This window comes from Acinetobacter sp. WY4 (assembly GCF_018438165.1).
Lineage (GTDB): Bacteria > Pseudomonadota > Gammaproteobacteria > Pseudomonadales > Moraxellaceae > Acinetobacter.
The window spans coordinates 367,863-388,688 of record NZ_CP053947.1 but is presented as its reverse complement, the minus strand read 5'-3'; the positions used below and the strand labels follow the sequence as shown (position 1 = coordinate 388,688).

22 protein-coding genes are annotated in these 20,826 nt (G+C 39.5%); 9 read left to right on the top strand and 13 right to left on the bottom strand.

Going from position 1 to position 20,826, the window contains the following annotated elements; translation table 11 throughout:
- Positions 1-10: 10 nt before the first annotated feature.
- The 4 genes from G4D73_RS01860 to G4D73_RS01845 are packed head-to-tail and all read right to left on the bottom strand — an operon-like array spanning position 11 to position 3,241.
- Entirely contained in the window at positions 11-514 is a 504-nt protein-coding gene (locus G4D73_RS01860; protein ID WP_180087333.1) for an Hcp family type VI secretion system effector, read from the bottom strand.
- A 51-nt stretch (positions 515-565) separates the two neighbouring features.
- Positions 566-2,047 (bottom strand): type VI secretion system contractile sheath large subunit, encoded by a 1,482-nt coding sequence (gene tssC / locus G4D73_RS01855; RefSeq protein ID WP_213687237.1) that lies wholly within the window; start codon positions 2,045-2,047, stop codon positions 566-568.
- Positions 2,034-2,543, bottom strand: a complete 510-nt coding sequence (gene tssB, locus G4D73_RS01850; RefSeq protein ID WP_180087331.1) for a type VI secretion system contractile sheath small subunit — start codon at positions 2,541-2,543, stop codon at positions 2,034-2,036. Before tssB ends, tssC begins: the two co-directional genes overlap by 14 nt.
- A 14-nt stretch (positions 2,544-2,557) precedes the next feature.
- Positions 2,558-3,241: a hypothetical protein gene (locus G4D73_RS01845; protein WP_005107019.1), complete on the bottom strand. Its 684-nt coding sequence runs from the start codon at positions 3,239-3,241 to the stop codon at positions 2,558-2,560.
- Positions 3,242-3,590: 349 nt separating this feature from the next.
- Here G4D73_RS01845 and tssH point away from each other — a divergent pair, with 349 nt between their 5' ends.
- From tssH to G4D73_RS01820, 5 genes are all read left to right on the top strand, one after another.
- Entirely contained in the window at positions 3,591-6,257 is a 2,667-nt protein-coding gene (gene tssH, locus G4D73_RS01840; protein ID WP_213687236.1) for a type VI secretion system ATPase TssH, read from the top strand.
- Between the two features lie 51 nt (positions 6,258-6,308).
- On the top strand, positions 6,309-7,415 hold the full coding sequence (tssA, locus tag G4D73_RS01835) for a type VI secretion system protein TssA (RefSeq protein WP_213687235.1): 1,107 nt from the start codon (positions 6,309-6,311) through the stop codon (positions 7,413-7,415).
- An 8-nt stretch (positions 7,416-7,423) separates the two neighbouring features.
- Positions 7,424-8,788, top strand: a complete 1,365-nt coding sequence (gene tssK, locus G4D73_RS01830; protein WP_213687234.1) for a type VI secretion system baseplate subunit TssK — start codon at positions 7,424-7,426, stop codon at positions 8,786-8,788.
- A gap of 8 nt (positions 8,789-8,796) precedes the next feature.
- Positions 8,797-9,609 (top strand): type IVB secretion system protein IcmH/DotU, encoded by an 813-nt coding sequence (gene icmH, locus G4D73_RS01825; protein WP_005107023.1) that lies wholly within the window; start codon positions 8,797-8,799, stop codon positions 9,607-9,609.
- A gap of 127 nt (positions 9,610-9,736) precedes the next feature.
- On the top strand, positions 9,737-10,678 hold the full coding sequence (locus G4D73_RS01820; protein ID WP_005107024.1) for a M15 family metallopeptidase: 942 nt from the start codon (positions 9,737-9,739) through the stop codon (positions 10,676-10,678).
- 15 nt (positions 10,679-10,693) lie between these two features.
- Here the strand turns inward: G4D73_RS01820 and G4D73_RS01815 are convergent, their stop codons facing one another.
- The 7 genes from G4D73_RS01815 to G4D73_RS01785 form a co-directional block, all read right to left on the bottom strand.
- Complete coding sequence (locus G4D73_RS01815) at positions 10,694-11,455, bottom strand: alpha/beta fold hydrolase (RefSeq protein ID WP_213687233.1); 762 nt, start codon at positions 11,453-11,455, stop codon at positions 10,694-10,696.
- A gap of 918 nt (positions 11,456-12,373) precedes the next feature.
- Positions 12,374-12,742, bottom strand: coding sequence for a hypothetical protein (locus G4D73_RS01810; protein ID WP_005107026.1), 369 nt, complete (start codon positions 12,740-12,742; stop codon positions 12,374-12,376).
- Positions 12,743-13,105, bottom strand: coding sequence for a hypothetical protein (locus G4D73_RS01805; RefSeq protein ID WP_213687232.1), 363 nt, complete (start codon positions 13,103-13,105; stop codon positions 12,743-12,745).
- A 126-nt stretch (positions 13,106-13,231) separates the two neighbouring features.
- Positions 13,232-13,834: a nitroreductase family protein gene (locus G4D73_RS01800; RefSeq protein ID WP_213687231.1), complete on the bottom strand. Its 603-nt coding sequence runs from the start codon at positions 13,832-13,834 to the stop codon at positions 13,232-13,234.
- A 431-nt stretch (positions 13,835-14,265) separates the two neighbouring features.
- Entirely contained in the window at positions 14,266-14,757 is a 492-nt protein-coding gene (locus G4D73_RS01795; protein ID WP_004280216.1) for a hypothetical protein, read from the bottom strand.
- Between the two features lie 126 nt (positions 14,758-14,883).
- Positions 14,884-16,278, bottom strand: coding sequence for a class II fumarate hydratase (fumC, locus tag G4D73_RS01790; protein WP_213687230.1), 1,395 nt, complete (start codon positions 16,276-16,278; stop codon positions 14,884-14,886).
- A gap of 138 nt (positions 16,279-16,416) precedes the next feature.
- Positions 16,417-17,427 carry an NAD-dependent epimerase/dehydratase family protein gene (locus G4D73_RS01785; protein ID WP_213687229.1) on the bottom strand — a complete coding sequence of 337 codons (1,011 nt, stop codon included), beginning with the start codon at positions 17,425-17,427 and terminating at the stop codon, positions 16,417-16,419.
- A 70-nt stretch (positions 17,428-17,497) separates the two neighbouring features.
- Between G4D73_RS01785 and tusD the strand changes: the two genes are divergently transcribed.
- From tusD to G4D73_RS01765, 4 genes are read left to right on the top strand one after another with little or no spacing between them, the layout of a single operon-like run.
- Positions 17,498-17,866, top strand: coding sequence for a sulfurtransferase complex subunit TusD (gene tusD, locus G4D73_RS01780; RefSeq protein ID WP_004280211.1), 369 nt, complete (start codon positions 17,498-17,500; stop codon positions 17,864-17,866).
- 44 nt (positions 17,867-17,910) lie between these two features.
- A complete protein-coding gene (locus G4D73_RS01775) occupies positions 17,911-18,261 on the top strand; it encodes a hypothetical protein (protein WP_213687228.1) in 351 nt (116 codons plus the stop codon).
- 17 nt (positions 18,262-18,278) lie between these two features.
- Entirely contained in the window at positions 18,279-18,563 is a 285-nt protein-coding gene (locus G4D73_RS01770) for a DsrH/TusB family sulfur metabolism protein (RefSeq protein WP_213687227.1), read from the top strand.
- Between the two features lie 14 nt (positions 18,564-18,577).
- Positions 18,578-18,889, top strand: coding sequence for a TusE/DsrC/DsvC family sulfur relay protein (locus G4D73_RS01765; RefSeq protein WP_005263018.1), 312 nt, complete (start codon positions 18,578-18,580; stop codon positions 18,887-18,889).
- Positions 18,890-19,004: 115 nt separating this feature from the next.
- Here G4D73_RS01765 and G4D73_RS01760 read toward each other — a convergent pair whose 3' ends face one another.
- Together G4D73_RS01760 and G4D73_RS01755 are read right to left on the bottom strand one after the other, a co-directional pair.
- On the bottom strand, positions 19,005-19,487 hold the full coding sequence (locus G4D73_RS01760; RefSeq protein ID WP_213687226.1) for a hypothetical protein: 483 nt from the start codon (positions 19,485-19,487) through the stop codon (positions 19,005-19,007).
- Positions 19,488-19,556: 69 nt separating this feature from the next.
- On the bottom strand, positions 19,557-20,810 hold the full coding sequence (locus G4D73_RS01755; protein WP_213687225.1) for a YncE family protein: 1,254 nt from the start codon (positions 20,808-20,810) through the stop codon (positions 19,557-19,559).
- Between the last annotated feature and the right edge of the window lie 16 nt (positions 20,811-20,826).

Genomic DNA, 20,826 nt, shown 5'->3' with positions numbered 1-20,826 from the left:
AAAGATCAAATTACGCTGCATAAGAAGCAGTATTATTTGATAATGACCATTTCTTGGTCACGGCACCCTTTTGTGTACCATTAATATCTTGTTGATTATACGTCCACTCAACTGCAGCATATTTCAAACCAAAAGCTTCTGTTGGAACGCCTTCTTGATTTACTATCGGAGTAACCTGAGAAACCAGTACATGTTTTAATTTAATTTGCAGGTATTTAACGCGTTTGTCACCATTAGCGCGATAAAAATCGATTTGTACTTCATCGAAGGTATAACCTGCTGAACATGCTTCCCAAAGTTTTGGACTGGTTGCATCCAGATCTTTCATAAAAATCATGTCGGAATGTTCAACCCGTTCTGCAGTATGACCGCCTACACTAGAAGATGTTGCAGATTTTGGCTGACGAATGTTGTGCGACCAAGAATTTGCTTCTAGCCAGCTTTTATGTTCCGAATCACGAGATTCACCATCAACTTTATATTTGCCGCGAAACTGGATGTAAATGTCTTTCATTTTAATAATTTTCCTGTTGTTATAAATATTATTATAATTTTAGCAGCGGTCTTAATGACTCGACTGCGGTAACTCAGTGACCAGTCGTAAAGATACAGACAACTCGTCTAACTGAAAATGCGGTCTCAAAAAGACCACAGATTTGTAGTGTCCAGGTTCATCCGGATTTTCTACAACTTTTATCGAAGCTTCACGCAGTGGATACTGTGCTTTGGCTTCCTGTGAAGCGCCGTCATCCAAAAGTACATATTGAGACAGCCAGTCGTTTAGAAATGCTTCGACATTTCCTGCAGATGTAAAACTTCCCACCTTATCTCGCATCATTGCTTTTAAATAATGAGCGATTCGCGAGACTGCCATAATGTACTGTATCTGACTGGATAATGCGGAATTGGCATTGGCAATATCGTTATCATATTTCTTTGGTTTTTGGGTAGATTGGGCACCGAAGAACGCGGCATAATCGGTATTTTTACAATGTACTAATGGAATAAAGCCAAGATCACTGAGTTCTTTTTCACGACGGTCCGTAATCGCAATTTCAGTCGGGCACTTAAATATGATTTCTCCATCATTGGTTTTAAAGGTATGCACTGGCAGACCTTCGACCAAACCGCCACCCTCAACCCCACGAATCGCAGCACACCAGCCATGCATATCAAAGGCATTGGTTAAACGCGTCCCCAAAGCATAAGCAGCATTCATCCACAGGTATTCATTATGATTTTCACCTGAAACTTCTTCTACATAGTTAAAGCCTGCTGTCGTATTGCCATCTTTAGGATGATAAGGTAAACGGCCTAATACTCGTGGAATAGTCAATGCCAGATAACGAGCATCATCACTTTCCCGGAATGAACGCCATTGCACATATTCAGCTGTTTCAAAAATTTTAGAAACATCGCGTGGGCGATCAATATCAGTAAAAGTTTCCAATCCGAACATGGAAGGACTTGCAGCTGAGAGAAACGGTGCATGTGCCGCTGATGATACATGTGAAATCTGCTCGAGCAAATACAGGTCTGAAGGTGTGCGATCAAACTCAAAGTCACCAATGAGGGTCGCATAAGGCGCACCGCCAAATGAACCATATTCTTCTTCATAGATTTTTTTAAATAGAGTACTTTGATCAAAGTCGCTGGCACTTTGAAAATCTTTAATCAATTCTTTTTTGGTCGTATTCAACATACGAATTTTAATTAAAGAGTGTGATGGCGTTTCCTGACAAAAGTAATACAGCCCTCGCCAGGTGGACTCAACTTTTTGAAACTGCTCGTGATGCATGATCTTGCTCAGCTGGGTAGAAATAAGCGCATCAATTTCTGCAATGCGTTTATCTAAAGCCAAGGTCATATTGTCTGAAACTATAACGGTACCGGCCATGACTTCCTTGGCCAACTCACCAATCAAACTTTTGGCCCGATCATGTTCTTCTTCATTACGCGCAATTCGACTACGTTCAACAATAGAGTCCAGAATTGAGTATTCTTCAATAGCAACATTCGTGGTAGTTGCAGCATTAGAGTGATTCATTGTCTGCCTCCATACTCATTTTACGGATTTGGTCGGTATTTTTTAAAATATCATCCAGTAAATCTTCTAGACGTTCATTATTGGATATTTTATTGCGTAAATCAGTTAAACGTTCTCGTGCTTCTACCAGTTTTCGCAAAGGTTCGACTTGTTGGACTACCTGTTCTGGCCGAAAATCATCCATTGCATTAAAAACCAAATCTACTGATATTTTACCACTCTCTTCAGTCAAACTATTTTCCACCTGAAAACTGGCACGAGGCGCCAGAGACTGCATCACCTCATCAATATTTTCCAAGTCTACATTGATAAATTTTTTATCTTTGAGCTTGGTTTTTTCAAGTTCAGACGCTGCTGAAAAATCTCCCAAAACTCCCACTACAAAAGGTAACTCTTTGACTTCACGGCCATCACCTACCTCAACATCGTAGGTCAATTGCACCCGTGGTGGTCGAATACGCTGTAATTTTTTTTGTACACTTTCACGTTTAGCCATCATGATTTTCCTTATTAATTATTATTTAATGATCCAAATGGATTAGTACTAGGAGTGTGGGTTCGTGTACTGATACTTTCTGTTTTTTTATTACTGATAGCAGCCGTATTATTTTTTAGATTGCTTTTCGATACTTTATTTTTGTTTTGACTTAGGCTTTGTTTTACTGGGTTATTTGGTTTATTTTTAGTATTTTTTACTTTTGAATTCCGCGCCGTCGTTGATGCAGATTCAGAAAATTTTGCTACAGGCTGTGCCAGATAAATATGTTCAGTCAGCGATTTGGCCTGTGGGTAGGTAAAGTCATTTAAGGCACGGACTTCTGTACTACGCATCTGTTCTAGGCTTTGGGAAGAGATCCCGATCCCTGCCAGGAATTTCAGATCAGTTAAATTCTGATGAATGTAATTTTGCTGATGTAATTGCTCGATTAAATTGAGCGCTTTCAGATGATCACCGACTTCAACATAGCGTTTGGCAATTTGGGTAGACAATTGCTGCTGCAGATGCATATTTTTTCTTGCTGTCTTGTCGCATAACTGCTGGTATAAATCAATGATAGTTGAATCAGTATCATTTTTTGCTTGTGGATAGCTCTTGATACATGATTTTTTTAATTCTGCTGCATGGGTTTGAGCAAAACATAGCTGCGCCATCCCTGAGATGAGCAATACAATAAAACCTAGATTATTTTTCAAAATAAGCCTCAATTTTTGGTTATTGTTTTATATTTTTATAATTAAAATTTATTTTTCTATTTTTATAATTCAAAAATCTAGTTGCGGATTTAACAAAAAATTATCACAGGAAGTCAATACATAAATGCGTTTTTGTTAAATTATTTTATGTAATTTTTAAAATGGTAAGATTCCGACCAATGAATGCAGACATTTGGATAGACTTGAGTAGAATATGCCAAAAATCTTGAGCCAATATATCTTGATTGCTCATAGAAAAACTTAAATAAATAAAAATAAACCTAATAATAACAAATATATAGCTATAAATTCCAAAAACATCAGGCTGTATATTCTAAAAGAGAAGAATATGAGTAATTTAAAAATTTTGATTACAAAATTATCTGAGCATGCACGCCTATGCCTTGAGAAATCAGCGAATTTCTGCATCAAACAGCGAAATTATGAAATCGAAATTGAGCATTTTCTCTTAGAATTGCTACAGCAGCCAGACCTGAACGATCTCAAATTATTGCTCAAAAAGTATAAAATTTCCGAAGATGATCTAACCCATGATCTGAATCAGAGCATTCAGCAAATGACTAAAGGCAATTCTCGTACGCCTATCTTTGCCAAATCCATTATTCGTGCATTAGAACATGCCTGGCTTTTGGCTTCAGCAGAACAGAATCCGATGATCCGCAGCGGACATTTACTGGTTGCCCTGCTCACTGCACCTGATCTATATCAAATGACGATTCGTGCTTCTACTTTATTTGAGCTATTTCCAATTGATCATCTCAAACATCATTTTTTGGAGCTCTGCGAGCAGAGTATTGAAAACCCGAGCTATGCTCAGCTTACTAAGGTAAAAGAAGATTCACCTAACGCACAGCTAAAATTAAATAAAACACTGGCACTCGATCAATACACCATTAATCTGACTGAAAAAGCACGCCAAGGCCAAATCGACCCGGTGATCGGTCGTGAGTTTGAAATCCGTTTGATGCTGGATATTCTGATGCGCCGTCATCAGAACAATCCCATACTTACCGGCGATCCGGGAGTCGGTAAGACTGCTGTAGTAGAAGGATTGGCCCTGAAAATTGTGAATGATCAGGTACCTGATGTACTCAAAAATGTAGAACTTCATGTATTGGATCTTGGCTTATTACAAGCAGGTGCCAGTGTAAAAGGCGAGTTTGAGAATCGCCTGAAGCAAATCATTCAAGAAGTTCAGTCCTGCAGTTATCCTATTATCCTGTTTATTGATGAAGCCCATACGCTGATTGGTGCAGGTGGTCAGGCTGGTCAGAATGATGCCGCCAATCTGTTAAAACCAGCTTTGGCACGAGGAGAACTGCGTACTATCGCCGCTACCACTTGGGCGGAGTACAAACAATACTTTGAAAAAGATGCTGCGCTTAGCCGCCGTTTTCAGGTAGTGAAGGTAGAAGAACCTACTGAGGAAGTCGCCATCGATATGTTGCGTGCCATGATTCCGGTCATGACTCAGCATTTTCAGTTGCAGATTGATGATGCAGCAATTGCTGCTGCGGTACGTAACTCGCATCGTTATATCAGTGGACGGAAATTACCGGATAAGGCCATTAGTGTATTAGATACAGCCGCGGCACGAGTTGCTTTGAGCCAAAATGCACAACCTGCAAGATTAGACCAGTTACAGGCACAGCTGCATAATCTTCGGCTTGAACATGAGATTTTAAATCAGGAGCATCAAAATTTTCCGTGTCATCAGACACGTTTAATTGAATTATCAGAAAATATTTCAAATTTGGAACAAGAAATTTCTCAGATAAGCCTGCAATGGCAGCAAGAACTTCAACTGGTTCAGGAAATAAAATTATTACAGGTTCAATCCAAAAAAATTGAAAATAAAAATAAAATTAAAGTATTACAGCAGCGTTTGACCCAGATTCAGGCTGATCACCCACTTGTGTTCGAGCGTGTAACAGTCCCTATGATTCATCAGATCATTTCTGACTGGACCGGAATTCCAGTCGGTAAAATGATGAATGATGAAATCCGACAGGTCTTAAAACTCCAAGATAAATTATCGCAGCGTGTGATGGGTCAGGACTTTGCTTTGCATCAACTGGTCCAAGGTATTAAAACATTTAAAGCAAAACTGGATGATCCGAACAAACCACAAGGTGTATTTTTATTGCTTGGTCCAAGCGGTGTGGGAAAAACTGAAACTGCGCTGGCCTTGGCTCAAGAATTGTATGGAGGTGAGTCGCATCTGATCACGATCAATATGTCGGAATATCAGGAAGCTCATACCGTATCTTCCTTAAAAGGTGCTCCTCCAGGTTATGTCGGTTATGGTCAAGGAGGCATTTTGACTGAAGCGGTACGCCGTAATCCTTATAGCGTGGTTTTATTAGATGAAATCGAAAAAGCTCATTCTGATGTGCAGGAATTATTTTATCAGGTCTTTGATAAAGGCATGCTGGAAGATGGTGAAGGCCGTCTAATTGATTTTAAAAATACGACAATCCTGTTAGCCTCCAATGTTGGCTCAAGTGCCATTATGCAGGCCTGTTTAAATCAACCCGTCGAAAACTGGCCGGATGCAAATAGATTAATTGAACTGCTCAAACCAAGTTTATATCAGCAATTTAAACCGGCATTTTTAGGGCGTATGCAGATTGTGCCTTATTATCCTTTACACGATGAGCTATTGATCCAGATTATTCAGCATAAACTGGGGAAAATTACCCGACGCATTCAGCAGCAATATGTCACCCAGGTCACTTATAGTGGGGACTTGCTCGAACTTCTGCTCAGCCGATGTACCGAGGTTGATAGTGGTGCGCGCAATATTGATCATATTTTAAATGCTTCAGTATTGCCTGCTTTGGCTACAGAAATATTGAGAACCATGAGTGAGGGAAAGATTCCTAAACTGATTCACATTGAGATCAAGAATGATGAAATTTTTTATAGCGTAGATCCGAAAGTTAAAATAGCGCAAAAAGTACGTTCTAAAAGCAATAAAGCAGATGCTGCCTAGTTGAAGTAACCTAAAAATAAAAACAAATAAAATATAATAATTGGAATAAAGATGAGCCTGGAATTTGAATATTTATTGCAAGACATTTCAGTCGATCAGCCGTGCGGTGTGGACTATTCATTTTCAAATGATTTTCATGTGATTAACAAGGCCAGAACTCGTGATGATCCTTTATTGGAGCAAGGTGACTGGGTCTCGGAACCGAAACAGGCCGATTGGCAACTTGTACATGATAAAACGATTGAATTATTAACTGAAAAAACCAAGGATATCCGTCTATATACCTGGCTTATAGAAGCTTGGAGTCATCTCTATGGTTTTGAAGGAATTGCTCGAGGATTAGAGTTGACCCAGCAAAGCCTTGAGCGATACTGGTTCACGTTACATCCTCAAATCGAAGAGGATGATCTTGATCAGCGTTTGGGATTATTACAAGGTCTGATTACGCAATTGCCAACGTTGATGAAACAGGTGTCTTTGGTCAGCTCTGCGCCTTTTTATAGTTTGGGTGATTATGAGCTATTACTGCATCAGCGTAATATACAGCTAAAACAACAGCAGCAAGATGACTGCTCTGAAAATAATGCTGTTCAGAACTTGGAGTATTTTGAACAATCGTTGCTGCAGACCTCCAAAATCGTGTTAAGCGAGAATGAAGGTTATTTTCAGGAAATCCAAACCCAATGGCAGCATCTTAAAAATACGCTGGATCATTTGCTGGGTCTGGATGCACCAAGTTTTGCAAGCACAGATTCTCAACTTGAGTCGATCTTTTCCAGTATTAAGCGCATTTATAAAACAGATATTTCTCCAATATCTCAGGATCAAATAAATCCACCACAATCTGGCACTCTCAAAATACCTGAAATAATAGTGATGAATACCTCGCTTAAAGATATACAAGAATTTCGACCTCAAGCCCAAAACCATCTGGCCAATCGTCAACAGGCGATGCAGTTATTACAAGAAATTGCACAGTATTTTCAATCGAATGAACCGCATAGTCCAGTGAGCTACATGCTGCAAAAGACGATTAAATGGAGTCAGATGCCATTACATGAATGGCTGGCTCAAGTGATTAAGAACGAGAATCCGATCGAAAACGTACATGAATTACTAGGTGTATATGTCAACGATGAACTTAAGAATGAGTGGTAAATATTAAAATGTTTAAAGCAGAAAAAGTACTTTGGGGCGAAGGTCTGTTTTTAAGACCGCAACATTTTCAATTACAGGATGCCTATCATGAACAACGCTTGAGTCATATGATTCGGGCGACATTTCCTTTTGCTCACGGGATCCAATCCATTCAATTTGATGAAGCTCAATTCAATATGCATATATTGGCATTGAGCAAAATTGAAATGATCTGGCAAGATGGTGAAATTTATCAGGCGCCTGTACAGGATTTATTACCAGAACCGGTACAACTGGATACCTTAAACCTGCGTGGTGAAATGCAAATTTATTTGGCTTTGCCAATGCTACAGCCGAACAAGCAAAATGTAAGTCATGTCGAAAACACTCAATCTAGTCGTTATCACTCACATTTAATCTCGACCCATGATTTATTCACCGATGCCACTACTGCAGAGATCACCCTGTTACGCCGTCGGGCAGAATTTAAACTTTTTGAAGTTGGCCAAGAACCTCAGCAGCCTCTGGATGGTTATTTATATCTTCCGGTTGCTCAAATCAAACGACAAAGTTCTGGAAATTTTATTTTTGATCATAAATTCATTCCTCCAATTTTACATATTCAGGCCTGTGAATATCTGCTAGACAATTTAAAGCGAACTTTGAATATCATCCGGGCCAAGATTAAAACGATTCAATCCAATAACCGTGAAAACGAACAGAAACTGATTGAATTTCGTTCTGGGGATATTGTCTCTTTCTGGCTGGTGAATGCCTTAAATACTGCTTATGCAACCTTAAATCATATTTTGCAGTATCCACAAATTCATCCGGAACGGCTATATGCGGAACTTTTAAGACTCAGTGGTTCCCTACTTACCTTTTCAACAGCCTATGACATTGATCAATTGCCGCAGTATCAGCATCATCATCTATACGACAGCTTCAATCAGCTGGATATTATTCTCAGAGATTTACTCGATACAATTATTTCGAATCGATATATTAGTATCAGCTTAAAAGAAACTCGCCCATCCTATTGGTTTGGCAGTCTGGAGACCGATAAGATCAGTCACAATACGCGGTTATATCTTGCTGTATCAAGTAGTGTTATGCCTGCACATGACTTGATTGCCTATGTTCCGATCCGTTTTAAAATTGGTAGTACTATAGATGTAGAACAACGCGTGGTTGCAGCTTTACCGGCTGTACCCGTTCAGCATCTCATGCAGGTGCCTACTGCAATTCCGGTACGTTCCGGCGTTCATTATTTTGAGATTGAACCCAATAATGAACTGTATCAGCGCATGCTGGATTCAGAATCGATTTGTGTTTATATCCCGAATGGCTTTCAGGATATCGCGATTGAACTTATTGCTGTCATGAATGGATAAAAATATTAATGAATACAATCTCTAACACTCCTCTTTCACTCTTTGATGGCGATCAAATCGGAGTAGATTATACAGCCATGCAACCTGTAGAAACCTACCCTACCTCTACGAATAGTCTGGTAGATTTACTGCATGACGGCTTCTATATTGTTTTCCTGTTAAAAAATCACTATGTCCCTGTAAATATAGAGTCTTTCCGTGAAAAAATTCTGGAGATGTTGAAAAGTTTTGAACATCAGGCACGCCAGATGCAATTTTCAGCTGAAGATATTCAAGATGCAAAATATGCCTATTGCGCTTTAATAGATGAAACAATTGTCACCCAACAGGATGAGCGATTTTTTGATCTGCAAAATTCATGGATGATCAGTCCCTTGCAGTTAAGCCTTTTTGGTTCACAACTTGCAGGTTATCGCTTCTTTGAATATCTGGAAGAAATACGCCATAAAGATAAGCAACGTCTGGCAGTATTAGAGGTATATCATTATTGCCTTTTATTGGGCTTCCATGGAAAATATCGAATTGAATCTATTGAGCATTTAAATAGTCTGATTGCTCGTATCGGAGATCAGATTGATTATCTCAAGGGTAAAAAAGTTGCTTTTTCTCCTTTTTCAGCAATTCCAGATCAAATCCGACATATTATCCATCGTGAATTACCATTTTTCTGGATTCTGATATTTTTATTATTATTTGCCGTGATCAGCTTTGTGGTTTTTAAATATGCCTTGTCAACAGAACAAGCTGCTGTTTTTTCTCAATATCAAAATTTGATTAGCGCGCCTGCTGAACAAGCCTATATTACGATTCATTTACCCTAACTCAATTTTCAAATAAATATGATGGACACTTATAAAAATAAAGACTTAAAAAATGACGCCGTTGGAAAATTTATATCGATGAATAAAAAAAAAATTTTGAATTATTATTAGATCAATCATTCAACTGATGATTTTGATTATATTGAGCAGCTTTATTCTATTAAGCTTAGCTATGTTAGCCTTGCTGTCTTACGAGTTTCGATTAAGAATACAGGATTTTTTTCTTGATTTGATTTCACAAAGCAAACAACAATTTTCTCAAGCAAAACAGTTTGTTCAGAAATTTCATCAGGCGGCATCGCCTGAGCATCTTCAGTCTGAATGGTATTTGCAGCAATGGTGGATTTTGATTTCAGGATTTAGCTTATTTGCCAGTATTTTAATGTTCGCTTTCACTCAGCCACTTACTGCAAGTAGGTTTGAAGCTGAATATTTAAGGAAAGTTGATCCACAGATTTATGCATTATTAGATGGGCAAATATTAACAGCTCCAACTGAAGTTGATGAACAGCTTATTATCGAAGCCTTACAAGAAGAATCTTTAGCAAATCATTCTGTAATTTCAGCGCAAAGCCTTAATCTGAATATTGAAGACATTCATATAAATCCAAATATCAGCACAGCAGACCGTAAATGGCATAAGATGAATCCGCGATTTAAACAGCGCTTACTGATGGTTTTTAAAATTATGCGCGAACAGCATGGTTATGAGCTGGTTTTACTCGAAGGTTATCGAAGTCCGGAAAGGCAAAACTCTTTGGCGACCAACAGTAATATTACCAAGGCCAAAGGCTTTCAAAGTTATCATCAGTTTGGTCTGGCCGCGGATATTGCCTTTAAGCGGAATGGCAAGGTGGTGATTAGTGAACGTGATCCATGGGCCATGCGTGGTTATGAACTGTTTGGCCAGATTGCAGAATCGGTGGGTTTAACCTGGGGCGGTCGCTGGAAATCCATTAAAGATTTTGGACATACTGAATATCGTATGCCCGGTTTAAAGAAAACAGCTGAAATGGCGCATCAACTCATTCATGAAGGACAATTACAGACTCAAACATTTCAGCCTTGAGTGCGAAATCGTAAATCAATTCAAAAAGGCTCTCATGTGCTGGATCACTTCATCTGGCTTTTCACCATGCAGCCAATGTCCTGTATTTTCAATGCATTCAATTTTCGCCTGAGAAAATTGTTCATTGATTGCCGCAAAATGTTCAGGTTTTGAGATATAAAAAGAATTACCGCCACGAAGAAATAAAGCTGGCTGATTAACTTTTTCGACCTTTTCCCAAGCCATAATATCTGGATAATGATCAAATAAAGCTTGAACATTAAAGAGCCATTGCCCTTTATTAAAGGATTTTAATAAAAACTGAATTACCATTTCTTCATGAATGTATTCACGCATAATTTTTGCTGCCTCAAGTCGTGAAGCAACATTTGCTTGCTGCACAGCAAATAAGGCTTTAAAAATCTCAGTATGATGACTCTCATGATATTGGATTGGTGTAATATCAAGAACGACCAACTTTTCAGTTTGTACTCGGGCTAAATCAGCCAATTTCATAGCAATTTTTCCGCCCATAGAATGCCCTATTACTATGAACTTTTGAATATTTAAACTTGATAAAGTTTCTAGGACATCTTCCGCCATGAACTGATAATTTAAGTCTGAACTATGACCAGAAAGACCATGATTGCGTACATCAATTTGAAGCACGGTTCTTTGCTCAGAAAAATATCGAGCTAGTATTCCTAAATTACTTAAACTACCGAATAAACCATGAATAAAAATCATTGGAGATAGTACTGACGTTTCGTGGTGTTGGAGTTGATAATTTAGGATCATTTGAGAATTCCGTGATTTCTTTCTTTCTTTATTTAAGTGTTTATAATGGATTTATATTGGGAATTAATCAATTGCGAAATTTTTAAATATAAATTTTACTTAGGCTATTTTATGGGGATATATTTTGCTTAGGCTAAATAATTCATAATCGATTTGTAAGTATTTAAAATTACGATTTTAGATCTGGATGGATATTTGGCTATCTATAAATATGAAAGAAGATGGTTGAGTTGTGGTGCAGACTAAATAAAATTAATGAAAATCTTAAAACTGGGATTTAATAACATGTAAACCACTTTTAGGTCAGAGTGTTTCTTAAACTAACTCGCTGTTATTACCCAAATAGACTGAGGTAATTTTGAAAATATTGTTTTTAATTATTCATTGCTTATTATTTATCAAAAAATGACCATTCATAAGTAGCTTATTAATCGACTTGATTCTGTTTAAAAATAATCTGTCTTAAGACCAAATGAGTTACAGGCAGTAAACATCAGTATTATCAATTCCCCCTTTTCCCTTTCTTGAGAAAGTTGTTAAACTTATGTTTTGCTTAGGCTATTTTAGTATCTTAATATGCTTAAATTAGTAGCTTATATAAGCGTGCAATCACGCTATCCTACTTAAATTGTTCTGTTCAAGAAATTACATCACGTATATAAGACATTTTCAGAAAATTATAAAAATCCAGATTATTCATTTATTCTTATCAATATATTTGACTACCGCTGATATATCCCCGGGATATGAGGTATTCACATCAAAATAAATTTAAATTAACTTAACATTTTCTTTATTAAATGATATTCGGGAGATGGTCTTTCAGGTTTTAATATCTATAAAATTTGATTGTAAAACAGACTTATTTATTTTTAGTCTACTGCGAAAAACGTTCGAGAATGAAAAGTATTTTATAATTTATTCTACATCCCTATTTTTACAAAATACGTTTGTAGTCATTCCAGATTGAGTCAAACTTTGATCCTGCCGCTCAAGAAAGTTTTTGGCAATCATAGCCATCGTGGGCGCCATATCCAGACTGCTGTTTTCTTCGGACACCTTTTGAATATCCTGATAGGCTTTCAGTCGTTTGCAGAAAGCCTGACGTTGAGTTTGTGCATCTGCCTTTTGATCATCTTCATCTAAAATGTATTTGGTTTCATTCACGATTTTAGTCTGTGCTGAAATAAACTGGTCATAGGCACTTTGTGAAAGCCGCTGTGCGAAGACCACGCTACTCAGTCCTAATAATAATCCAGCACAAATGAAAGATGATTTTTTTAGCATTTAAATTTCTTCTTTCCAGACATCTTCATAATCATCGGCATCAATCATGAAACGAAAACCTGTTTCCAGAGCCAGATACGGTAAAACTTCTGGTGCGATGTCCTGTAATTCACGTACTGTCATGATTTCAAAAGCCTCTTCACTTGAAGGCTCTCCGCCATAAATGTACCAGCTGATATTTTCATCTGTTTCAGGCTTTTTACGGATGCCGACAATCGGATCCTGTTTTAAGGTATGTACGGCCACCGCAACAACATCATCCCCCGTGACTTCAACATAAGCCGAGCCTACTTCTTCACAAAGTAGCTTTTGCTCTGCGATCAGTTCTTGTAACGGTGACAGGTTTTGCGTGTTTTTCGACATTCGGTCTTACTCATCATTCATTAGCGCGCTATTTTAACTTAATTTTAATGAAGCTGATTGGGATTTCGTCGAGATCTAAAAAATATCTGCCCTTAAACCGTGTTAAGCGCAGATATGGATCTCAGCTTATCGGAAGACTTTAAAGCGCTCTTCATCCGCCAGATAATCTTTGGCACGTGGCTCGCCTTCTATCGAACCAAAGACCAACTGTGCACGCAACTTCCAGTTCGATGGAATGTCCCATTCCGCATGTACCTGTTCATCCACGATCGGATTGTAGTGCTGCAATGATGCGCCCAGACCTTCTGTATGCAATGCTGTCCACGTTGCAAATTGCGCGATCGCAGTCGAATGCTCTGCCCAGATTGGAAAGTTATCAGCATAAGATGGGAATTGTTCCTGTAAGCCTTCTATAACTGTTTGATCTTCAAAAAATAAAACAGTGCCTAGCCCTGCCGCAAAACTTGCCATTTTTGCTGTGGTTCTTGCAGCGCTTTCTTCATCTTTGGCATAGCTTTTTAATTTATCTGCGACGAAGCCCCAGAACTTTTCATGTTCCGAATTGAATAAAATGACGGCGCGTGAAGACTGAGAATTGAAAGAAGATGGGCTCTGCTTAATTGCAGTCTGAATCAAATCAGTTAGATGTTCAGGAGATTGTTCAACATTCTTGGCAATGGCATAAATAGTACGGCGTTTAGTAATTAAATCTAAAAACTGATTCGACATTTTTGAAAATCCTGGGATATATCTTCGGGAAAATTTGAACCTTCAGTTATTTTTATGAAGGATAGCTAATCAATGGAGCTTTTGCTTTAACGTGAGATAAAGCCTATATACCTTAAAAAATAATGGACTCAATTACTAGGCTATTTAATTGATATTTTTATATATTTTTTAGCTAAAAATGATCATTTTCATCTATTTTTTGAACAATCGTTAAAACTGCTGCCCTATGATAGAGCCTGATGTTAAACTATGGTTCAACATGCGCTATTATTGATCAAAATTTTAAGAATGAAAAAGTTCAATGACCATATTTAATATTGCTTAGGCTATTTCAAGAGATCATGCATCATGAAATAAATCTCATATTCCAGATAAAATTAATCCCCCAAAATTGGAGGATTAATTTTATAATTAAAAGCTAAAAAACCGATTTAAAACTTCGCGTTCAGCACCTGAGCAGATACTTTAGTCTTCCAGAGCTCACGTAAAATCGGTAAATAGAATTTCTCACCGAGTTCCACCAGTTCTGCATCAATCAGAGCATGCATCTCATGCATAAACAAATAATCCAGTTCAACTGTGGTTAGTTTAGTCTGCTGTTTTTGATAGTCTTTGCGTTTCTGTTGGGCTTGTTTAACCAGACGATCCGCAAATGCTTTATCTTTAAACTGGGTAATTGCTTTTAATCGAAGTTCGATAATACCCCATCCAGTTAAGAACATCTGGAAGGTTTCAAAATCATCGCTGGTCGATTCCCAAGACATTTCTTCCAGATTTTCATTATCGGGAAGCACAGGTAAAAGAAGTTCCATCACACTTGGGAAAATCTTTTTGAAATTCAGAATAAATTTAACAGGATGCTCACCTGGATAATCCTTGAATTGCACCTTTCTTTGAACATCTGTTAAATAAATATCAAGCATAAAACAATCATCAGTGGTTAATCTCATCTAACACTATTGTACGCAACTCTGCCCGAGATAAAAACCACTGCTGACTATTCCATGATAAAACAGGCGGAAAGATTGAAAATAAAAGCGCTACAGCCCTTATTTGGCATTCGGTGAAACCATCTGTTCAGGACGCACCACCTCATCAAACTGTTCAGCGGTGACTAAACCCAGTTCAACAGCCACCTGTTTTAAGGTTTTTCCTTCCTTATAGGCTGTTTTGGCAACCTTGGCTGCATTCTCATAACCAATCACCGGATTCAATGCTGTGACCAGCATTAAAGAATCATGCAGGAAATGTTCAATTTTTTCATGATTCGGCTCAATACCTACGGCGCAGTGATCATTAAAACTGTTACACGCATCGCCTAAAAGCTGGATGGATTGCAGCAGGTTATAGGCAATGACCGGCATAAACACATTCAGTTCAAAGTTACCTGATGCACCTGCCACGTTAATGGTGGTGTCATTGCCGAGAACTTGTGCGACGACCATGGTCATCGCTTCACTTTGCGTCGGATTCACCTTACCCGGCATGATGCTAGAACCCGGTTCATTTTCAGGAATACGCAATTCACCAAAACCACAACGAGGCCCGCTGGCCAGCCAGCGAATATCATTGGCAATCTTATTCAGGCTCACCGCTAAAGTCTTTAATGCACCAGACGCGAATACCGCAGCATCACGGCCTGCCAGAGCCTCAAACTTGTTTGGCGCAGTTACAAATGGTAAGCTTGTTAACTGTCCTAGTATTTTAGCAGACTGAACGGCATAATCGGGATGAGCATTCAGACCAGTACCGACCGCTGTCCCGCCTAATGGCAATTCATATAAACCAACTAAGGCCTGTTCTAGACGAAGAAGCCCATGATCCAGCTGAGAGACATAACCGCTGAATTCCTGCCCCAAGGTTAAAGGCGTAGCATCTTGTAGATGAGTCCGGCCAATTTTTACAATATCGGCAAAATCCTGAGATTTGGCATATAAAGTATCGCGCAAGCGTGTGACTGCCGGAATTAACAGTTCATTGATCTGCAAGCTCGCAGCCACATGAATCGCAGTTGGAAATGAATCATTGGTAGATTGGGCACGGTTGACATGATCATTTGGATGAACCGGTTTTTGTGCCCCTAAATGATTGCCCAATTTCTGGTTGGCAATATTGGCAATCACCTCATTACAGTTCATATTACTTTGCGTACCTGAACCGGTTTGCCAGACCACCAATGGAAATTGACTGTCCCATTTCCCGCTGATGACTTCATCTGCCGCATCCACGATATAGTGTGACAGTTCTTGGGGAATCTGATTCAGCTCGGCATTGGTCAAGGCGGCAGCTTTTTTGACGAGTCCCATGGCACGAATCATTGGCCGAGGCAAACGCTCATTTCCAATTTTGAAATTTTGCAAGCTACGCTGAGTCTGAGCGCCCCATAAAGCCTCGCTCGGTACAGCCACTTCTCCCATCGTGTCATGTTCAATACGTGTTTGCATGTTCAACCTCAATTCTTCTTGCCTGTTACTGATCTTAGGAATTTCTATATCAATGATTTAATCTATTTATTTAAAGTAATTGATTACAGCAATCATGTAAATGATAATTATTATCAAATATTAGCTAAACACTCTTAATTACTGCCCTCTGAGCATATTCTGATAAAACAACCATTCATCCTCCAACATCTTTGTGAGTGATCGCTGAGGTTGCCAATGCAGGATATTTCGCGCCTTTTCAATGTTCGCACCCAATTGATCCATTTCAGCATGTGGATATGGCAAAGCATCCATGGTTTTGATTGCAGACTGGGTGACTTCAGCCAGCTGATCTAGCAAATCCTGTATGGAAATCAATTCACCGGCAATATTAAAAGCTTCACATTTTAATTCCTGCTGTTGTGATAGCCATTGCAAAGACTTGATCACGGCATCACAACAGTCTGCGACATGCAGAAAACTGCGTTCTACTGTGCCATCCGCAGTATGGGCCTGACGGCGTAATTCCAGATATTCACGTTGCTGTGCAGCGACCTGCATCGCCAAAGGCAAAATATTTTTTGGTAAAGGTGGCACTGCTTCTCCCAGCACACCGTGTTCAAAGGCACCGGCGATATTGGATAGACGCAGGATCGCAATCCGCCATTCATTATCAGTTTTGGCAGTATCCCGGATAATTTCCTCAACCATCTGTTGCGATTTGATATAGGGATTCGGATAGGTATAGTTAAAAGGCAGATCTTCGCTTAAATCTGTGCCAGATTGTCCATATACCGCCAGACTGGATAAATGTACCAGATGACGCACGCCGGTACGCTGCATGGCACGCATGAGACTCATAATACAGCTAACATTATCATTATAATATTCAAGTGGTTTTAATACTGATTCTTCCAGTGATTTAAAACTTGCGGTATGCACCACAGCCTGAATCGAATGCTGCTCAAAGACTTTGTTCAATGCTGGCGTATTGCGAATATCAATTTTGATAAAAGGTACATACATACCAGAAATAAATTCGAGGCGCTCCAGAGTCTGTAAGTTAGCATTGGCCAAATTATCGACCACAATGACCTCTAGTCCTTGTGCTAACAGACTTAAAGCAATATGTGAGCCTAAAAAGCCTAATCCACCCGTCACTAAAATCATTTATACTACCTACTTTCTGATGAAGCCAAGATCAATCTGTTGCTATTGATCAAGCCTGTAGTGAATTTCGATGAGCACCTTAATTCTTGTTACCTCCGCACCGACTTCCATTTATGCCTGGCATGCCCTGGGTTTGGCTCAGGCCTTGCAAGATAAACAGGAAGCATTCCGTGTATTCTTCTATCAGGACGGCGTATCGGTCGCAAATGCACTGCAATGGGTACCCGACGATCAACGTCATCTTACACATGCATGGCAAGCGCTACAGATTCGCCTCCCGGTCTGTGTAAGTGCAGCATTGGCACGTGGAATTACAGATCTGGACAATGCTCGACGTCACAATATTCAGCAGCATAATCTGGCAGATGCCTTTGAATTGGTCGGTTTAGGTGAACTTGCCGATGCTGTTCAGTCCTCACAACGTCTCATTCAATTCTAGATGTTTCATTTTTTAGAATGTGTTGCTTTTCCAAGGAATCTTGTGTGAAATCTGTACTTGTTATATTAACCCAAGCCAATCTGACCAGTCTGCAGGTGCATGAAAGCCTATCGGCTACGATGGTCCTGGCAACTTTTGGCGCAGAAGTTAAAGTCCTGCTACAAAGTGCTGCCCTCAGTTTGCTGCATTCAGCCCTGCAATTTGACCAGGTGCATCATGCATTCAAACTGGCATCAAATATGGTCGACAGTTTCGAGTTTTATGATCTCACTCCGATTCTGATTGAGAAAAAAAACCAGCATTCCTCATTTGTGGCACAGAGCGAACAAGAAATCGAATTTATTGAGCTTAATTCTGAATTTATTCAAAGCTTTGATCATGTGATGTATTGGTAAGGAACAAGGATATAAAAATGTCAAATCACACACTTTATCTGATCCAATCCAGCTATTCGGCAACAGCGCAGATCCTAGAGCAACTGGCTCAAACTTATACAATGGGTGATCAGGTCGTGCTGATGGGTGAAGCGGTTTTGCTGCTAGAGCATTCATTTCTTCAAAGCTTGCCGAAAATTCACATACTGAAAAATGATGCGGAGTTATTAGTACAGCCTTTGCCTGATCAGATAAATCTGTTGAATTATGCGGATTTTGCAGATCTTTGCCTCGAGTTTAATCGCTGCATTTCAATGAAATAATGAATGAGTTAGATATGAATTTAGAATTGGATCAAGATGGCCATCTGGTTGACTATACCATCTGGAATGAAGACGTTGCTCAAGTGTTGGCCGATAGTCTGGAACTGAGCTTAACTCCTTGGCATTTTGAAATTCTGCAAGCGGTACGTCAGTTCTATCAACAATTTGGTCATTCACCAGCAACACGTCCACTGATTAAATTCTTAATGAAAACTGTCAGTGCAGATATCAATAATGCCATGCTTCAGGAAAAGTTTAATACTGGTCTAGTTGCCCGTCACTTAAGCCGTTTGGCTGGTGTACCCAAGCCTGCGAACTGTTTATAAAGATACTTAGCTTTTTAAAGTATGTATTTAAAGGCCCAAATCATATTTTGGGCTTTTTTTTATGAGAGCAATTTTCAGACTGAGAATAATGAAAGATACAGCTGGATCTAATTCGTCAAGTTCGAGTTTGTTCTAATACTCGCAACGCCCGATGCAATTCATGATCCATTTCAGGCAGAACTTTAATCAGAAACTCAATTTGTGCTTTCGCTTCGGCCTTGCTCACCAGTTGGGCCTCTACCAGTTTTTGCTGCTGACTGATCAACAAACTGACTTGTTGAGGATTTGGTCGTTGTCCCTCACTTAAAGCGTTAATGATCTGAGTAAAGTCCAGATATAACTGTTCTTGTTGTTTTGATAATTCGCTTTGCTTTGCAACCGTATCGTTCTGTTTCTTCTTCGTAGTTTGACTATTCTCAGGAGAGTTAACAGATATATAGCTTGCCGATTTTTCAACTGGCAGGACCGGATCAGAATGGGTCTGATCAGTAAAATTCGTCCGATAGATTTCTTGTCGTACCTGATAACCAATACCCACTAAAGTCCCCAACAAGAGCAATCCGATCATTACATAGAACAGAATTGTTTTATCATTCATTTTTATGTCCTCAGCTCAACAAAGACAACCTTTATCAAAAAGCTGTCTTTTTCGCTAATCGACGATTGACTACGGCGTTGACCAGTCTGCTGGTGCATAACCAATCCGAACGCGTTGTGGATGATTTCCTACCGGTACACTCAGCACTTTATTGCCTGTGGCAAAATCAATCACTGTGACTACATCTGTTTCACTTTCTGAAATTACACAGCTACGACCATCCGGGCTTCGCGTTGCCCAATAAGGTTTACCTGCAGAAATCAGTTTCCCGGCTGTCAGTGTTTTGCGATCTACAATCGTAGCGTAGTTATCCATGGTACCGGCGACACAGAGCTTTTCACCATCAGCACTGATTGATAGGCCATGATGACGCGAATCATTCACCCATTTTGTCCGGTCTTTCGGAATACTGTCACTGCCAGGCAGCTGTCCGATCCGGCTAATCTTGTTCTGATTCAGATCGTACTCAATCAGCCCATTAAAAAATGAAACCTGGGCATACAGTTTGGTTTCATCCTTACTAAATACCATTGGTCGTACTGAGTTGGACAAATCTTTTCGACCAAATGCATCCAATGCAGGCCTGAAATCGATTTTTCTTATCACCTGATGCGTATTGGCATCTGCGATAGTGATAAAACGCTTACCTTTAGTAAAGTCTTGCCACTGTGCATCCATCGAGGTTTCAACATTGCCGATGGCAGAGTTCAGGATCTTGTTGCCGCCATCGAAGTAAATGTTTTCATGCGGTTTATCGCCAGTGCTGAAACGGCCTAACTCTTTACCGGTATGGATATCCAATACATGCACCACATTTCCTGAAGATGCAGATACGGCGACTCGTTGCCCATCTGGTGATACCGCCATATGGTCAGCACGGAAGCCTTCTACAGGCGTCCGCCAGTTAATCTTGCCGGTTTTGATATTAATTGATACCACATCGGCGAAACTTGGGCGTGATGCAACGACTGACTGTCCATCTGGTGTCGAGTACATATCATCCACCAGCTGGTCATTGCCTTCACCGGCTGTGGCCTGAATATAAGTATAAGCAATCAGTTTGATTGGATTCAGGTGAATTTCTTTAAGGCGCTCTTTACGATCAGGAATCATGTTAATGACGCCAATTTTGCCAAAATCACCCGATGGACGAATCACGGTTACCGTGCCATCCCAATTATTTCCGACAAAGAAAACCTGCTGTGAATTGGCAGGTACAGCTGAAGGCGCAGAGGCGGCCTGTACATTTGGCAACGCAGATAGCATCGCCATCGCAGATAATGTCAGACAGAACCGTGGCCATTTTTTATTTTGAATTTTCATCCATTATGCTCCGCAT

Bases quoted from the DNA above. Each gene is read 5' to 3' on its own strand.
- fumC (WP_213687230.1), bottom strand. From the start codon at position 16,278: ATGCAAACACGTATTGAACATGACACGATGGGAGAAGTGGCTGTACCG.
- G4D73_RS01795 (WP_004280216.1), bottom strand. From the start codon at position 14,757: ATGCTTGATATTTATTTAACAGATGTTCAAAGAAAGGTGCAATTCAAG.
- G4D73_RS01810 (WP_005107026.1), bottom strand. From the start codon at position 12,742: ATGCTAAAAAAATCATCTTTCATTTGTGCTGGATTATTATTAGGACTG.
- tssC (WP_213687237.1), bottom strand. From the start codon at position 2,047: ATGAATCACTCTAATGCTGCAACTACCACGAATGTTGCTATTGAAGAA.
- tusD (WP_004280211.1), top strand. From the start codon at position 17,498: ATGAGCACCTTAATTCTTGTTACCTCCGCACCGACTTCCATTTATGCC.
- icmH (WP_005107023.1), top strand. From the start codon at position 8,797: ATGAATACAATCTCTAACACTCCTCTTTCACTCTTTGATGGCGATCAA.
- G4D73_RS01860 (WP_180087333.1), bottom strand. From the start codon at position 514: ATGAAAGACATTTACATCCAGTTTCGCGGCAAATATAAAGTTGATGGT.
- G4D73_RS01800 (WP_213687231.1), bottom strand. From the start codon at position 13,834: ATGTCGAATCAGTTTTTAGATTTAATTACTAAACGCCGTACTATTTAT.
- G4D73_RS01820 (WP_005107024.1), top strand. From the start codon at position 9,737: ATGATTTTGATTATATTGAGCAGCTTTATTCTATTAAGCTTAGCTATG.
- tssH (WP_213687236.1), top strand. From the start codon at position 3,591: ATGAGTAATTTAAAAATTTTGATTACAAAATTATCTGAGCATGCACGC.
- tssB (WP_180087331.1), bottom strand. From the start codon at position 2,543: ATGGCTAAACGTGAAAGTGTACAAAAAAAATTACAGCGTATTCGACCA.
- tssA (WP_213687235.1), top strand. From the start codon at position 6,309: ATGAGCCTGGAATTTGAATATTTATTGCAAGACATTTCAGTCGATCAG.
- G4D73_RS01805 (WP_213687232.1), bottom strand. From the start codon at position 13,105: ATGTCGAAAAACACGCAAAACCTGTCACCGTTACAAGAACTGATCGCA.
- G4D73_RS01760 (WP_213687226.1), bottom strand. From the start codon at position 19,487: ATGAATGATAAAACAATTCTGTTCTATGTAATGATCGGATTGCTCTTG.
- G4D73_RS01755 (WP_213687225.1), bottom strand. From the start codon at position 20,810: ATGAAAATTCAAAATAAAAAATGGCCACGGTTCTGTCTGACATTATCT.
- G4D73_RS01765 (WP_005263018.1), top strand. From the start codon at position 18,578: ATGAATTTAGAATTGGATCAAGATGGCCATCTGGTTGACTATACCATC.
- tssK (WP_213687234.1), top strand. From the start codon at position 7,424: ATGTTTAAAGCAGAAAAAGTACTTTGGGGCGAAGGTCTGTTTTTAAGA.
- G4D73_RS01770 (WP_213687227.1), top strand. From the start codon at position 18,279: ATGTCAAATCACACACTTTATCTGATCCAATCCAGCTATTCGGCAACA.
- G4D73_RS01815 (WP_213687233.1), bottom strand. From the start codon at position 11,455: ATGATCCTAAATTATCAACTCCAACACCACGAAACGTCAGTACTATCT.
- G4D73_RS01785 (WP_213687229.1), bottom strand. From the start codon at position 17,427: ATGATTTTAGTGACGGGTGGATTAGGCTTTTTAGGCTCACATATTGCT.